At 74.8% G+C, this 15,283-nt stretch carries 9 protein-coding genes; 4 read left to right on the forward strand and 5 right to left on the reverse strand.

Going from position 1 to position 15,283, the window contains the following annotated elements; all coding sequences use genetic code 11:
* The first annotated feature begins 15 nt into the window (after positions 1–15).
* Positions 16–1,230, forward strand: a complete 1,215-nt coding sequence (locus ACQPZO_RS16415; RefSeq protein ID WP_433341939.1) for a helix-hairpin-helix domain-containing protein — start codon at positions 16–18, stop codon at positions 1,228–1,230.
* A 436-nt stretch (positions 1,231–1,666) separates the two neighbouring features.
* The gene (locus ACQPZO_RS16420) at positions 1,667–1,876 is read left to right on the forward strand and encodes a hypothetical protein (protein ID WP_350888920.1); all 210 of its coding nucleotides are present in this window, start codon (positions 1,667–1,669) and stop codon (positions 1,874–1,876) included.
* A gap of 812 nt (positions 1,877–2,688) precedes the next feature.
* Here the strand turns inward: ACQPZO_RS16420 and ACQPZO_RS16425 are convergent.
* From ACQPZO_RS16425 to ACQPZO_RS16440, 4 genes are all read right to left on the reverse strand, one after another.
* Positions 2,689–3,294 (reverse strand): hypothetical protein, encoded by a 606-nt coding sequence (locus ACQPZO_RS16425; protein ID WP_433341940.1) that lies wholly within the window; start codon positions 3,292–3,294, stop codon positions 2,689–2,691.
* A 492-nt stretch (positions 3,295–3,786) separates the two neighbouring features.
* The gene (locus ACQPZO_RS16430; protein ID WP_433341942.1) at positions 3,787–5,913 is read right to left on the reverse strand and encodes an amino acid transporter; all 2,127 of its coding nucleotides are present in this window, start codon (positions 5,911–5,913) and stop codon (positions 3,787–3,789) included.
* A 480-nt stretch (positions 5,914–6,393) separates the two neighbouring features.
* The gene (locus ACQPZO_RS16435) at positions 6,394–7,164 is read right to left on the reverse strand and encodes a DUF5995 family protein (RefSeq protein WP_387017618.1); all 771 of its coding nucleotides are present in this window, start codon (positions 7,162–7,164) and stop codon (positions 6,394–6,396) included.
* Between the two features lie 124 nt (positions 7,165–7,288).
* Positions 7,289–10,240: a helix-turn-helix transcriptional regulator gene (locus tag ACQPZO_RS16440; protein ID WP_433341944.1), complete on the reverse strand. Its 2,952-nt coding sequence runs from the start codon at positions 10,238–10,240 to the stop codon at positions 7,289–7,291.
* Between the two features lie 188 nt (positions 10,241–10,428).
* Here ACQPZO_RS16440 and ACQPZO_RS16445 point away from each other — a divergent pair, with 188 nt between their 5' ends.
* Positions 10,429–13,266, forward strand: a complete 2,838-nt coding sequence (locus ACQPZO_RS16445) for an AAA family ATPase (protein WP_433341946.1) — start codon at positions 10,429–10,431, stop codon at positions 13,264–13,266.
* A gap of 45 nt (positions 13,267–13,311) precedes the next feature.
* Here the strand turns inward: ACQPZO_RS16445 and ACQPZO_RS16450 are convergent, their stop codons facing one another.
* Complete coding sequence (locus tag ACQPZO_RS16450) at positions 13,312–13,878, reverse strand: dienelactone hydrolase family protein (protein ID WP_433341947.1); 567 nt, start codon at positions 13,876–13,878, stop codon at positions 13,312–13,314.
* A 198-nt stretch (positions 13,879–14,076) separates the two neighbouring features.
* On the opposite strand from ACQPZO_RS16450, the gene ACQPZO_RS16455 reads away from it, so the two are divergent.
* A complete protein-coding gene (locus ACQPZO_RS16455; protein WP_433341949.1) occupies positions 14,077–15,249 on the forward strand; it encodes a hypothetical protein in 1,173 nt (390 codons plus the stop codon).
* Positions 15,250–15,283: the final 34 nt, after the last annotated feature.

Here is a 15,283-nt window from a genome sequence, read left to right on the forward strand (position 1 = left end):
AGAGGGAGCTTTGCCGTGCCGTCGACTTTCGGGCAATGGCTGATCGTGATCCTGGCTCTGCTGCTGGGCGCGGCGGCCGGATGGGTGCTACGTGGCCGGCAGGACCCGCCGGCCACCGTTACGCCCATCGTGGAGGGCGACCCCGTCGCCGGGGTGGCCGTGGTGTCCGGCCCGACCGCCGAGGCCACCGTCGACACGCACCGACCGGAGGCGATCGTAGCCCCGGCCGCGGCCCCGGCCGCCGTGGTCGACCGCCCCGCTCCGGAGACCGCCGAGGCGACCCGGCCGGGCGCGGTCCTCGCCGACAAGGACCCGACCGTCTTCGCCCCCGCCGACACCGCCACCACGGGTGTCCCCGCCGACGCCGAGCCCGGCCCGGCCCCCGCCTCCGCTCCTGCCGCCGACCCGAGCTCCGTGGACGCGGTCACGACCGGAACGCTCTCGGCCGACGCCACCGTGGACAACGAAACGCCGAAGGCCGACCCGTTCATCGACGAGGGTCGGACGGACGACGAGGCCAGCCCGGCCGCGCCAACCGCCCCGGCCCACACCGAGGCCGCGCCGGTCGAGGCCGCCCACGCGGAGGCCGCGCCGGTCGAGGCCGCCCCCTCGCAGGTGGCGCCGCTCGAGACCACCCTCACCGAGGCCGCTCCCGCCGTGACCACGCCTGCCGGGGTCGCGGAGGAACCCGCTCCCGTCGCGGCCCCGGCGGCTGAGGAAGCTCCGGTCGCGGCGGCTGAGGAAGCTCCGGTCCCGGTTGCGGTCCCGGCAGTCGCCGGGCCGGTCGTGCCGGCCCCCCGGGCCGCCGCCGACGACGCCGAGCCGACTTCGGCTGTTCCTGACGACGCCGAGCCGACTTCGGCTGTTTCCGGCGACGCCGAGGCACCCGGAGCCGAGTCCCGGGCCGGCGTTGGCGAGGCCAGCCCGTCGGCCCCGGACGCGGCCCCCGTCCCCGCTCCGTCAGCCGGTTCCGCAACCGCCGACGACTTCCGGCGCATCCAGGGCATCGGGCCGAAGATGGCCGCCGCGCTCCAGGACGCCGGCATCCGCACCTACCGGCAACTCGCCGACCTGAACGAGGCCGCGCTGCGGGACACGATCCGCGCCGCCGGCCTCCGGGGGACGCCGAGCCTGGCCACCTGGCCCCAGCAGGCCGCGGTGCTCGCGGGTGCCCCGGCTGAGGCAGACCGGGTCCTCTCCGCGCCGGTCGGCGCCGACGACCTGTCCTGATCGACGACGCCGGTCGGTGACCCCGCACGGGGCCACCGACCGGCGCGCGGCCGGCGTTCCTCGTCGGCACCCGGGCCACGACGCTCTGGTCACCGACATCATGTTCAGCCTCAGTCAGCCGTAGGCGGGGCAACCCGGCCGCCTCCGGCTGACGGTCCACGCAGGCCCGGGCGACGGTCGGCCCGGCGTTGTTCCCGGTCGGCCGGGCTGACCTGGGGGCGGGGTAGTCCGACCGGGTCCCGCAGTTCCGTCCCGACGGCCTACCGGTCCTGCTCACCGCCGCCCTCGGGGGCGCTTCCCGCCGGTGCTCGGTCACCCGGCGCTATGACTGAAATCGGACAGCCGTCCCGCCCGCCCGGCCCGGACGCCGTTTAGCCGATCGCCGCGGATGGGTACAACGGGGCCACCTCGACCTACCACAACCCGGGAGGAAGCCATGCGGCGTGGCCCGTCGATTTTGGGAATCATCCTTGTCATCTGGCTCGTCATCGGCGCGATCGCCGCAGGCCAGCGTGGCTACTACAAAGGCGACGACACGAACTGCGCCGAGGCGGGCACCATCCTGGTGACCATCGTGGCCGGTCCGCTGAACTACATCGGCGCCAACCCGAAGGTCGACTGCGACCTTCCCGAGCCGTCCAAGTAGACCCGCTCGCCCCGGCCCGCGCCCCCACCCTGGGGGCGCGGGCCGTTGTATGTCCGCCGGCCCCGATCTCGGCCCTCACTGGGACGGGGGCCGGGGCAGGGCCCCGGCACAGTCGCGGAGTGTCCGATCCCGCCCGACGTTTCATCCACCCTCCGGGAATCCCGTTCCGCTCCATGCGGATGACCCGAGACTCTGGCCAGGGCCCCGGTCTCGCCGGCCCTCAGCTATGTTCCCTCTCCCCGTACCCGCCCCGGGAGGTCGCCGCTACGCCGCCCCGTACACCGGGCAGCCGGGCGGCGGCCTGAACAATGCCCCCCCGGTCGGGGACCAGCCCTTCAGCCCCTATGGAGCTGCCCCGTCCACGCTCCCACTCCACCGACAGCACAAACGGGGCAGCTCCAAAGGAACCAACGCAGGGCACGCCGACCCGGCAAAGACCGACCCGGCAGGGGCCGATCATGTCGGCAGCGCGCGCATCCCATGGGGCCTGCCAAGCCGGAGCCCCTCACGACTTTGCCGGGGCCCTGGGGCCGGAGTGCCCCTCGGGTCAGGCGGGACACTTCCCCTAAGGCGTCCTAGGAGGCTGGTTTTCTCTTTGCGTCGGATTCTTCCTGAGTCACTGAGGAAAGGCCTTTGGGGACCGACGTTCGGGAAAGCCGCGTACGGCCGGCGGCCGTCGTCCTGGTGGGCGTCGACGAGATTTCGGCAACCGAGGCCGCCGGTAGTGCGAGAGGTGTGCGATTCGTTCGGCAACTGCGGCGCGTTGTCCGGCCGGCCGGGGTGGCTGACCGCCAGGCGGTTTCGTCGTTGGGTCAGGACAGACCGGTCTGCTCCCAACTCCGCACGGGCACCCGCCCGGCCATCTGAAGCACGAGCATGGTGGAGAAGATGGCGGCGGCCACGCCGAGGGCCCAGACCACTACGAGCCCGATCTGGGGCGCCAGCTCGACGCCGTCGCGGAGAAAGATGTACCCGATGGTCCAGCCCAAGGCGCACACGCTCGTCGCAACGAAGGTGAGCAGCAGTGGCAGCGCAGAACCCAGGAAATGCGGACTGCGTGGCTGCCGCTGCCGAAGCCACTCTTCCCAGCCGAGGCCGCCCGGAACACGGCCGCTGAGCTCATCCGTGATGTACTCGGCTATCCGCAGCGTGCCGAAGTTCTGGGCTACCAAGCGCCCACACAGCAGGTACGACGTGAACGGCATGATCAGCAGGAGAGCGGTCATCCCGGGACGGGAAATGGCGAAACCAAAGATCGCTGCGGAGACGGTGAGCTGCAAGGAGAGCAATTGCTGCTGTGCCTTGACGCGTTCCTGAATCTCCTGCCGGAGCGCGGAGAACTCAGCGAGTGGGCCCTCGTGTCCGTCATTTGCTGCCGCTGTTAGCTGGCCATCGACCAGCGTGGGTTCCGATCGCATGCCCGTGACGGTATGACCTGACAGCCACCGTGTGTCCTCGGTCGACTGATGTGCGACATGCGGCCGCCAACTGATCTGCGGCACTTCAGCGCGCTCATCGCGGCTCAATCCGCACGGATAGGCTCTCAGGCTTTGCCATGATCCGTCCGGACCCAACGTCGTCGACGATCAATCACGAGGTGAGATGGCCAGCAACGGGATCGTCGTACTCTCGGGCCCCCGTGCTCGGGCAAGACCACGGCCGTCAAGGCAATGGCTGATGGGATCTCCTCACGCCGCAGACGGAGACATCTGGAGGTCGACACCCTGTTCGACCTCCTATTTCCTGCCTCCGATAGGAACCGTGACGACCGCATGCGGGCCTACGACACGTGTGGGCCCAGGCTGGAAGGGACTGGAGCTGACAGAAACCCGGACATCGGCATGACAGGACGTGGTCGGTGGCTAGCCTGCCGCCCCTGGATCGCCGGAGCCTGTCGCACATCCCCGCCGTCAGCCGCCGACGTGGATGCCCGGACGGCGGGACGGGTCCGGCTCGGACTTACGGATGATCTCCCGCACCACGGGCGGGGTGTCGCCCCGGCCGAGGATCAGGTACCGCAGCAGGTGGGCGATGGGGTTGCCCTCGGACCACTCGAAGTGGGCATGCGGGCGTACCCCGGTGGCGTCGCGCAACGCGAGTAGGATCGCGGCGATCGCGTTCGGCACGGCCGGGCTCGCCGCCCGCAGCACCCGGAACCCGCCGGCCTCCACCCCGTGCACCCGCAGCACCCGGCTGAACTCCGACGGGTCGACCACGTCGATCTCCAGGAACAGCACGTCGGCGGCACCTGGGACCGGGTTCATACCACGCTGCGTGCGCTCCTTGACCCGGTACTCCTTGACCGTGCCCCTGTCGCGCTTGTTGGCGATCAGGTGCAACCGGCCGTCGTGGGCCAGGGACTCGGCGACGAACCGGCGGGCGGCGTCGTCGAACTCGATCCGCTCGGCACGCAGCTCGGTGGTGCGGGTGACCCGGGAGATCAGCGAGACGGCGACGATGCCGGCCACGAACATGCCGGAGATGGCGATCCCGTCCGGCTTCTCGATCACGTTCTCGACCAGGGCGTAGAGCAGCACCGCCGTGAGCACGGCGAAGCCGGCCGCGGCGGACCGCCGGCGGGCGCGGGCCGCCGTGGCGGTCACCGCCACCGCGCCGGAGACCATCATCGCCAGGATGCCGGTGGCGTACGCGCCGGCCTGGGCGGCGACGTCGGCGCGGAAGGCGACGGTGATGGCGATGCTGATCAGCGTGTAGACGATCACCACCGGGCGCACCGCCCGCCCCCACTCCGGGGCCATCCCGTACATGGGCAGGTAACGCGGCACGATGTTGATCAGGCCGGCCATCGCGGAGGCGCCGGCGAACCAGAGGATCAGCACGCTGCTGACGTCGTAGACGGTGCCGAACCCCTCGCCGAGGCGCTCGTGGGCCAGCCAGGCCAGCGCCCGACCGTTGGCCGCGCCGCCCGGCTGGAACTCCCGCGCCGGGATCAGCACGGTGGTGACGAAGGTGGTGCCGACCAGGTACACCGACATGATCAGCGCGGCGGTGGTGAGCAGCCGGCGGGTGTTGCGGATCCGAGCGGCCAGGCGTCCGGCGGCGTCCGGGCCGTTCCCGCGCACCAGCGGCATCATGCTCACCCCGGTCTCGAAGCCGGAGAGGCCCAGTACCAGCAGCGGGAAGGCCAGCGCCGCCGGGCCGACCACGTCGGCGAACCCGGTGCCACCGGCGGTCAGCGCGGCGGACCAGTCGCCCACCGCGTCCGGTTCGGCGGCGATCTGCGCCAGCCCCGCCACCACGATCACCGCGTTCAGTCCGAGGAAGACCACGACCAGCGGGATGGCCACGGTCACCGCCTCGCTGAACCCCATCAGGAACACCCCGCCCAGCACGAGCAGCAGCACCACGGTCACCGCCACCGCCGCGAGTTCGCCGTGCGGGGCGGACGCCGGCAGGTACGGGTTCTCCAGCAGGTGGACGGTGGCGTCGGCGGCCGACAGGGTGATCGTGATGATCCACGAGGTGGCGACGAAGCCGAGCAGGACGAGGACGAAGATCTTGCCGCGCCAGAACGGCAGCAGCCGCTCCAACATCGCCACCGAGCCCTGCCCGTGCGGGCTCTCCCCGGCGACCCGCCGGTACATCGGCAGCATCCCGAACAGGGTCAGCGCCACGATCAGCAGCGTTGCCAGCGGGGACAGCGCCCCGGCGGCGAGAGCGGCGATGCCGGGGAGGTACGACAGGGTGGAGAAGTAGTCCACCCCGGTCAGGCACATCACCTGCCACCAGGGGTGGGTCTTCGCCTGCGCCTCCCCGGCCTCCGGCCCGACCGGCTGCACCCGGTGCTGGAACAGCCAGCGGCGCAGCCGGCCCACGGGCTCGTCCCGGGGGCCGGGACGCTCGACGCACTCCGGGATCGCCGCCGGGCCAGGGCCGCCGCGTCCGCCCAGGCGCGGGTCGCGGGCGGCCCGCTCGGCCGGGCTCGGATCCTGGGCAGGCCGCTCCTCCGGGCTCGGGTCCCGCGAGACCCGCGCCCGGTGCTCCCGGGGCCGCGCACCGTCCCGCCGCTCCGCCATGCCACGCCACCCCTTCACGCCCTGCTCCGACGGTAGGCGGTGCCGACGGCGTCGCCCGCCGGAACGGTGAGGAAGTCCGGCGGAATGGGTGCCGGACCCGACAGGGGCACCGAGACCGGCGAAGCGGGCCATGCGGCGACGGGGCGGGCGGCGACGGGGCGGGCGGCGACGGGGCGGGCGGCGACGGGGGCGGCGGGGGCGGCGGATCAGCTCGGCCCGACGAGGACGGCGGGCGCGAGGATCAGCTCGGCCCGACGAGGACGGCGGGCGCGAGGATCAGCTCGGCCCGACGAGGACGGCGGGCGCGAGGATCAGCTCGGCCCGACGAGGACGGCGGGCGCGAGGCTCAGCTCAGCGCGGCCGACCAGGCGTCCCGGTACGCGTCCAGGGCTGTCCGCCGGCGTCATCCGGTCGTCCTGCCCGAGACAGGGGGATGCCCCCGCGCTTCCCCCCGGTAGCGCGGGGACCCCCCGTCCCGGCTTACTGCAGGAACGCCCCGAGGGGCGACAGCAGCAGCCGGCCGAGCGCGGCGGCGTTGTCGTCCAGCCGTTCGCGCTCACACTCGCGGGCATCTGGATCATGCCGGCAGCGCCAGACTTTCTGCGCGTTGCGCCAGGCCACGTTCCGGGTGTACTCCACCAGCTCGCCCTGGTACCAGTCGTCGATGTCGCCGTTGAGCATGTCGATCATGAGCTGCCAGTTGTCCAGGTAGCCGCGGCGCAGCTCCGGGATCCGCTCCGCGAAGATCTGGTTGATCTCCAGGTAGTCGTGGTGCTGGTCGCTGCCGTCGACCGGCTCGGACTCCAGGCTGTCGAACGTGGTCACCAACGCGAACGGCAGGTCGTAGTTGATGTGCGCGTTCACCCCGGCCGCGGCCGAGGGGAGCGGCCGGGCGTCCGGGCCACGCATCCGCCGGAACAGGCACGACCAGGCCCGCGGCGTGACCGGGCTGGACTCGGTCCAGTAGCGCAGCGCGTCGAAGTAGCGGGCGGCGAACTCCACGTCGAGCCGGGCCAGGAAGACCGGGTCGGCGAAGCGGTCGTCGTACAGGCCGTTGAGCACGCTGGTGGTGATGGTCAGGTAGAGCTCGTTGAAGTCCGCCAGGGGGCAGCTGCGCTCCAGCGGAGGCAGCCGGACCAGCATGTCCTGGAGCTTGGTGAGGTGGTCGACCACCGCCGGCACGTCCGCCGGGTGGTCGGCCAGCAGGCCGACGATGTCCTGGTGAACAGGGCCCCAGACCGGTTCGTCCATTTCTCCTCCACTGTGGTCCGAGGCACCCCCGTGCCGCCGTCATCGGAGCACAGCCTTCCAGCCACGGCCCGTGCGGCGGATCAGTAGAACGACGTATAAGCAGCCGACCGACGTACGTCGGCGCCTACCCGGGATGGTTACGCAGGAAGATCGCGCTGGCCTGCACCCGGGTGCGGACCTGGAGCTTGTCGAAGATGTGCGAGACGTGCACGCCGATGGTCCGCTCGCTGATGAACAGCCGCTGGCCGATCTCCTTGTTGGTCAGCCCCTCCGCCACCGCGGCGAGCACCTCACGCTCCCGGGCGGTGAGCACCGCCAGGTCGTCGCTGGCCGGCTCGGCGCCGGTTGGGGACCGGCCCTCGACCGCCGCGCCGTGCTCCTCCAGCTGCACCCGGGCCCGGCCGGCCAGGGTGCGGATCTCGGTGCTCAGCGGCACCGCGCCGAGCTGCTGCGCCACCTGGTACGCCTGGCGCAGCAGCTTGCCGGCGGTCGCCGTACGGCTGCGCCGGGCCAGCAGCGCCTCGGCCTGCCGCAGCCGCGAGTACGCCGCCGGGTACGGGTGGTGGCGCCGCTCCCACTCGCTCACCGAGCGTGCCCACAGCTCGGGGTCGCTGCTCCCGTCGAGGCGGCTGAGCTCGGCGTCGCACAGCGCCAGGAAGCCGTCGACCACGTCCCGCACGGAGCGGACGGCATGCTCGCTCTTGCGGGCCACCCGCTCGGCCACCTCGCGCAGCCGGCGTACCGCCGTCCGGTCGACCGGCACCGTGCGGGACCCGTACGCCTCGGCCTCGGCCCGCAGCCCGTGCCAGACCAGCGCGGCGAGGATGCCCACGTCGTCGGAACGGCTCTCGGTCAGCCCTCGCTGCACCGCCTGGCGGGCCAGGTCGTGCCGGCCCTGCCACATCGCCAGGCCGGCGCGCAGGGTGAGCAGCGGGATGACGTGCCGGGCGCCGCCGCCGGCCAGCACCGTGGCGACGGCCTCCAGGTCCCGGTCGGCGGCCTCGATGTCGCCGTAGCCCACCGAGAGGCGGCAGCGGGCCAGCAGCAGCTCCACGGCGTCCGCGCCGGAGGGGCGGTGCCGCAGCGCCGCCGCGACCACCTTCTCCGCCTCGGCCCACTGCCCGACCCGGAACAGCCCGTTGGTGGCGATGGCCAGCAGCCGGGTCTCGTACGTGCGGCCCAGCCCCAGCTCGGCGACCCGCTCGGCGCCCCGGCGGGCCACCACGACACCCTCCTCGAGGATGTTCAGCGGCCCGGTGAGCAGCTCCGCCAGGTGCAGGTACGCGCACGCCACATCCTCGGGCCGGCCGGCCCGCTCGGCGGTGTCCAGGGCCTCCCGCATGACCGCCAGCCCGGTGTCCGGGTCCTCCAGGTACGCCTCGCTGAACCCCAGCGCCATGCTGGCCACGACGACCTCGGGGACGGACCCGTCCACCTCGGCGGCCAGCGCCAGGGCCTCCCGGGCCCGGTCGCCGGCGTCGGCGTACCGGCCCAGGTGTAGCAGCAACTCGGCCAGGTGCGCGGCTGCGGTGGCCCGCTCCCGGGAGGTGCAGTCGGCCGCCGCGAGGGCCCGCCGGTACTCCGCCTCCGCGGGGGCGGACCGGCCGGCGGCGGCCAGGTAGCGGGCCCGCCGGATGTGCAGCGCGCAGGCCGGCGCAGCGCCGTCGGCGGTGGTGGTGGCCAGTTCCTCCAGCAGGGCCAGCGCCCGGGCGTGCTCGCCACAGTGGTGCGCCGCCTCGGCGGCGTGCCGCAGCAGGTCCGCGCGGTCGACGACGCCACCGTCCGCCGGGGACATCCCGGTGGTCGCCGCGGACGCCCCGGTGGGCTGGACGCCGGCCAGCTGGAGGGCCACCGTCCAGTGCCGGTGGGCCTCGGCGTAGCCGTGCAGTCGCTCGGCCTCCTCGGCGGCGGACACCGCCGCCGGCAGAGCGCGGGCGGGCTCGCCGGCCAGCCGCCAGTGGTGTGCCAGCCGGGCCTGGTGCAGCTCCGCCGGGGCCGCGGTCAGCGCCTCCGCGTACCGGCGATGCAGGGCCGACCGCTCGGCGGGCAGCAGCTCATGGGCGAGCACCTCGGCAACGAGACGGTGCCGCAGCCGGTACCCGTCGCCGTCGCTGACCAGCAGCCGGTGCGCCACCGCGGCCCGGGCCGCGTCGATCAGCTCCTGCTCCGGCAGCCCGGTCACCTCGGCCAGCAGCCAGTGCGCCACCGGCTCCACCCCGGCCGCCACCGCGTGCACCACCGCGTGCGCGGGCTCGGGCAGGGCGTCCACCCGGGCCAGGAACACCTCCCGCACGGTGTCCGACAGCCCGTCCCGGCCGTCACGCAGGTCCCGCGCCAACTCCTCGACCACGAACGGGTTCCCGCCGCTGCGCTGCCACACCGACTCCGCCGTCTCCACGCCCAGCGGCCCGCCCACGATCTCCGCCGCCAACCGCTGGGTGTCCGCCCGGTCCAGCGGGGCCAGGTCGAGCACCCGCACCGACCGCAGCCGGCGCAGCTCGGTGAGCACCCGGCGCAGCGGGTGCGCGCCCTGCAACGACTCGGACCGCACCGCCGCCAGCACCGACAGTTGCAGGTCGCCCAGGCCGGCGAGCAGGTAGAGCAGCAGCTGCCGGGTGCTCCGGTCGACCCACTGCAGGTCGTCGAGCACGAGCACCAGCGGCCGGCCCTGGGCCACCAGGTTCAGCCCCCGGGAGACCCGCTCCAGCAGGGCCCCCGCGCCGTCCGGGCCGCCGGTCTCCTCGGCGAACATCTGCAACAGCCCGCGAACCTCCGACGAGGTGCGGGCGTGCGAGGCGGTCAGGTCCGCGTCGAACCGGCGCAACGCCTGCAACAGGGGGTGCAGCGGGGAGGCGTCCCCGATGTCGAGGCACCCGCCGGTGAGCACCAGCGCGCCTGCCGCGCGCAGCCGGTCGCCCACCTCACGCAGCAGCCGGGTCTTGCCCACCCCGCTCTCGCCCGTGAGGAAGACCGCCGCCGTCTGTCCCGGCCCGACGTCGTCGAGCAGCGCGGACCGCAGTGTCGCCACCTGGCCGGCACGGCCGACGAGCGGTGCGGTGTCCACATCGCTGGCCATGGCTCGCAGCCTAGTCACAGGTCCCCGGACCGTTCTACAAGTCTTCACGGCCACTGGTACGCCTCGCGTCGACATTACGACTAATGGTTGCGGGTGGCCGACATACGTCGTTCTGCCGATCCCCCGACCTGCCGGTGGTGGGAGTCTCCTGAGGTCGTCAGGCGCCAAACGGGGGGAAGGACGGTGCGATGCCCATGTCCACGATCGTCACGAAAACGCAGGTCACCGCACCGGCGGACTGGCCCGTTCCCGAGGAGCGGCGGACGGTCAGCGTGCTCTTCGCCGACATCGTCGGCTCGACCGCGCTGGTCGACCGGCTCGACCCGGAGGATGTCCGGGCGCTGCAACGTGCGTACTTCGACACCGTCGCCGGGGTGCTGGTCCGGTGGGGCGGCGTGGTCGAGAAATATGTCGGCGACGCCGTGATGGCCCTGTTCGGGGCCCGGGAGTCCGACGGCTTCGACGCGTACCGGGCGGTGCGAGCCGGGCTGGAGATCCAGCGCGCGCTGGACGGACGGACGCTGCCCGGCGCGGCAGCCCTGCGTACCCGGGTCGGGGTCGCCACCGGCGAGGCGCTGGTGGACGTCGCCGCGTTGCGCGACGGCGCGCACGGCATGGCCAGCGGTGCGGTGATCACCGCCGCCGCCCGCCTCCAGGAGCACGCCCCGCCCGGCGCCGTCGTCGTCTGCGCGGCCACCCGCCGTGCCACCGCCGCCCTGGTCGTCCACCGCGCGCTTCCCCCGCTGACCGTCGCCGGCAAGCCACTGCCGATGGACGTCTCGATCGCCGCCGACGTGGCCCGCCCCGAGCCGGCCGGCCACCACGGCCGGCTGGTCGGCCGCCGCCGCCAGCTGGCAGGCGCGCGGGACCAGGTGCTGCGGGCGGTACGCGAGCGCAGCCCCCGCTGGGTGTCGCTGGTCGGCCCGGCCGGCAGCGGGCGCAGCCGGATGCTGCACGAGCTGCGCCGGGCCGTCGACGCCTCCGACGGGACCCCGGTGCGCTGGTGCGTGGTCGCCTGCCCGCCGTTCCCGGAGCGGCCGGTGGGACCCGTGGCCGACCTGCTGCGCGCGTTCGCCGACGTACGCGCCGAGGACCCACCGGCGACCGTCCGCCGTCGACTGCTGGCGGCGGCGGACGGCCTGGTGCCGCCGGGGCGGGCGCTGTCCACGGCCGTCGCCCTGGAAGGGCTGCTGGACGGATCGTTCCCGGCCGGCGCGGTGGTCTGGCAGCGGCTGCTGCTGCGGCAGGCCGCCGTGCGGCCCCTGGTGGTGGCGGTGGACGACCTGGACCGCGCCGCCCCGGCGGTGACCCGGTTCCTGCGCGGCCTGATCGCGGCGGCCGTCGTGCGGCAACTGCCGTTGGCGGTGGTGACCACCCACCGTCCGGAGTGGGCCGACACCCGGCCGGGGCCGGACGTCCGGCGCGCCGAGGTGCCACTGCCGCCCCTGTCCCAGGTGGAGACCGGACGGCTGCTGCGTCAACTGCTCGCCCGGGCCGGTCAGCCAACGGCGCTGGCGGCGCGGCTGCTGCCCCTGGTCGGCGGCCTGCCCGGGACCGCCGAGGCGTACGCGCGGCGGATCCCCGAGGGGGCGGACCCGGCGGCGGCGCTGCCGGACCGGGTACGCGCGAGCGCCGCTGCCCGGTTGGACGCCTGCGGCGGCGCGGAGCGCGCCGCGACGATGGTGGTCGCCGCGCTCGGGCCGTCGGTCCCCGCCGCGACGGTGGACCGGGCGTTCGGCTGGGCGCCGGGGCGGGCCGAGCCGGTCCTGCGCCGGCTCGCCGGCCGCGGCCTGCTGCGGCGCGTGGCCCGGGACGGCTATCGCGTCGCCGATCCGGCGCTGCGCCGGGTCGCGCACGACCGGCTGCCCCGGTCGGTACGGACCGAGATCGCCCGGCGGGCCGACCTGAGGGCCCCGGTCGGCCCGCACCTGGCGGCGCTGCCGATCAGCGCTGCCCTGAGTCGCCCAACGCTGCCGATCAGCGCTGTCCTCAGTCACCCGACGCTGCTGATCAGCGCTTCCCTGGGTCACCCGGCGGACCCGGCGCGACCGGCCGGAAGGACCCAGGGATACCCGGCGCGACCGGCCGGCGCGGACCCGCGCTACCCGATCGACGCGCCCCTGCCCCGCCCTTGGGGTGGCCCGCCGGTGCGGACGGGGTGGTCGCCGGCCACCCGGCGGGCCCTGACCACGCTGCCCGGCCCCGCCGTGGCTGCCCGCCCCACGCCCGCCGGTCCGGCCCTGGATGCGCCACGCCCCACGCCCACCGGCCCGCCCGGGGACCCACGCCTCACGATCGCCGTTCCGCCCGAGGGACCACGCCTCACGACCGCCGTTCCGCCCGAGGGACCACGCCTCACGACCGCCGTTCCGCCCGAGGGACCACGCCTCACGACCGCCGTTCCGCCCGCAACGGCGGGGGCCCTGCGGCTCGCGGTCGCCCGTCCTTCCGCACCCGACTCCCGCCCGTCGGGCGGCCCTGCGAGGCCGGCCGGCCGGCCGGCGTGGGAGATCCGGCGCGGGCCGGGAGACAGCGGGGCGGCCCGCCCCGGGCCCGACGGCACCGCCTGGCCCGATGCCCGATGGGCGCCGGTCGTCCGCCTACGCGAGTGGGCAACGCCGCCACCGGCACCCGACGGGGCAGTCAGGTCGGTGGGCCCGACGGGGAGCACCGACGGAACCGGGGCCGGACCGGGCGACCGGCCGACACCGGGCGGCACGGCGACCGGCGCACCGGCGGTCGCGTCGGCGGCGCCGGTCGCCCCCGAGCACACGTCCGCCGGCCGGACCGCAGCCGGCACGGCGACGGCAGCCGGGGCGCGCCCCGGCACGACGGCCCGCCCCTGGACGGGCCGGGCGACGACGCGCCGGGCGACGACCGGCCAGCCGGCGAATGGGCGGGCGGTGGCGGTTCGGACGGCGGGCCGGACCGTGAGCCGGACCGTGGCGGTCGGGGCGACGGGCCTGACGGAGGCCGACCGCCCGGCCACCGGGACCGGCCCGGCCCGGCTGGCCGTGGCCGCCTGAGAAACCGACGCCGACCGGGCGGGGCGGGTCAGCCGGGCGTGCGCGTCAGCGGCCGTCGAGGAAGGCGAGCACGCGTTCCCAGGTCAGCTCGGCGGCGGCCGGGTCGTGATCAGGGACATCCGGGTCGGTGAAGAGGTGGCCCGGGCCCGGGTAGCGGTACACCGACAGGTCGGCGCCCGCGGCGGTCATCGCCCGCTGCCACGCGTCGACCTCGTCCTGCGGCTCGTACTCGTCGGGGTCGGCGAGGTGCAGTTGCACCGGCAGGCCCGGCCGGACCGTCTCCGGCGGGCCGGCGATGCCGTGCAGCAGGAGCAGGGCGGCGGCGTCGGGGCGCTCGGCGAGCAGTTCGGCGGCCACCCAGACGCCGAAGGAGAAGCCGGCCAGGACCGTGTCGGGCGGCAGGTCGGCCACGGCAGCCCGGGCCCGGTCGAGCACGGTTTGCTTGCCGATCTTGTCGAGCAGGGCGAACCCCGCCTCGACGGTGTCGGCGGCGGGCTCCCCGTACAGGTCGGGGGTGACGACCTGGTGCCCGGCCGCGCGGAGCCGGTCGGCGGCGGCGAGCACGGCCGGGCGCAGGCCGTAGACGGAGTGGAACAACGCGATCTGACTCATCCCGCCATCGTGGCGCGGGGGTCCGACATCTACCGACGGTAGGCGGAACCCGCCGATGCCCGGGAGACCTGCGTACGGCATGTTCCACCAGGTGGACGCGGGGCGACCCGCCCGGCGTGGGCACCTCGACCGTCCCACCTCATCACACAACGGAGTCGCACAATGACATGGAGTCGCCAATCTTCGAGAGGGCCACCGATGACGAGCAGCGGAGTCCGCCACGAGGCATCCCCGTCCACCCCTGCGGCCGTCCCCCGGGTGCCGCCGGCCACCCGCCGGGAGGACCTGGTCACCGTCCTGTTCGGCGCGTGCCTGACGGCCGGGGCGATGTCCGACGGCTGGGCGCACAGCAACATCGTCGAGAGCATCGAGGGGTTCTTCACCCCGTGGCACGGCCTGCTCTACGCGGGCTTCGTCGCCACCGCGGCGTGGACGTTCTGGCTGGCGTACCAGCGGCGCGACGCGGCGCCCCGGTGGTGGCGGGACGCCTTCCCGGCCGGTTACCGGGTCGGGGCGATCGGCGCGGTGGCCTTCCTGTTCGCCGGCCTGGCCGACATGGCCTGGCACGAGATCCTCGGGGTGGAGGTGGGCCTGGACGCGGAGTTCAGCCCGAGCCACCTGCTGCTCGACGCGTCGGCGGTGCTGCTGCTGACCAGCCCGCTGCGGTCCTGGTGGGCCAGCGGGGAGCGCGGCGGACGATCGGCGACGGGGGTGGCGTCCCTGGCCCTGGGCGTGATGGCGCCATCGATCCTGCTCACCTACGCGTCGGCGTTCCTCACTCTGGCGCCGACCCGCGCGATCGGTGCCGTCGGGACGCAGCAGGCGGCGATCCTCGGCGTCGACGCGTACCTGATCACCACGCTGGTGCTGGTCGGGCCGTTCCTGCTCGCCCACCGGAGGCGGGCCACCCCGGGGGCGGCCGCCACCCTGGCGGCCGGGGTGGCGCTGTTCGACATGGTGATGCACGAGTTCCCGACACCGCAGGCGTGGGCCGCCCTCGGGGCGGTCTGCGGCGCCGGCCTCGCCGACGTGTTGCTGCTCCGGCTGGACGCGATCCGTGGGCGCGGCGCCGCACTGCGACTGCCGATCGCCGGCGCCCTGCTCGCCGGGCTGCTGGTCGCCGGGCACCTGGCGGGGCTCGCGTTGGCCGCCGGGATCGGCTGGACGCCGGAGGTGACCACCGGCGTCGTCACCCTCGCCGCGCTCCTCGGCGCCCTGCTCGGCGGCCTCGCCGCCCGGCCGGCCCCGACACCGGACGGCCCGGCCCGGATCCCACCTCCGGCCGACCCGGCCCGGATCCCGGCCCCGGCCGGGCCGGCCCCGGTGGTCGCCGACCCCGTCCCGCCGGCCCCGGCCGACCCGGGCCGCTGACCGGCGGCCGGCCGGGGCGTCGGTCCCCGGCCGG

The organism is Micromonospora sp. CA-111912 (genome assembly GCF_050948415.1).
In the GTDB taxonomy this organism is placed as follows: Bacteria; Actinomycetota; Actinomycetes; order Mycobacteriales; family Micromonosporaceae; genus Micromonospora.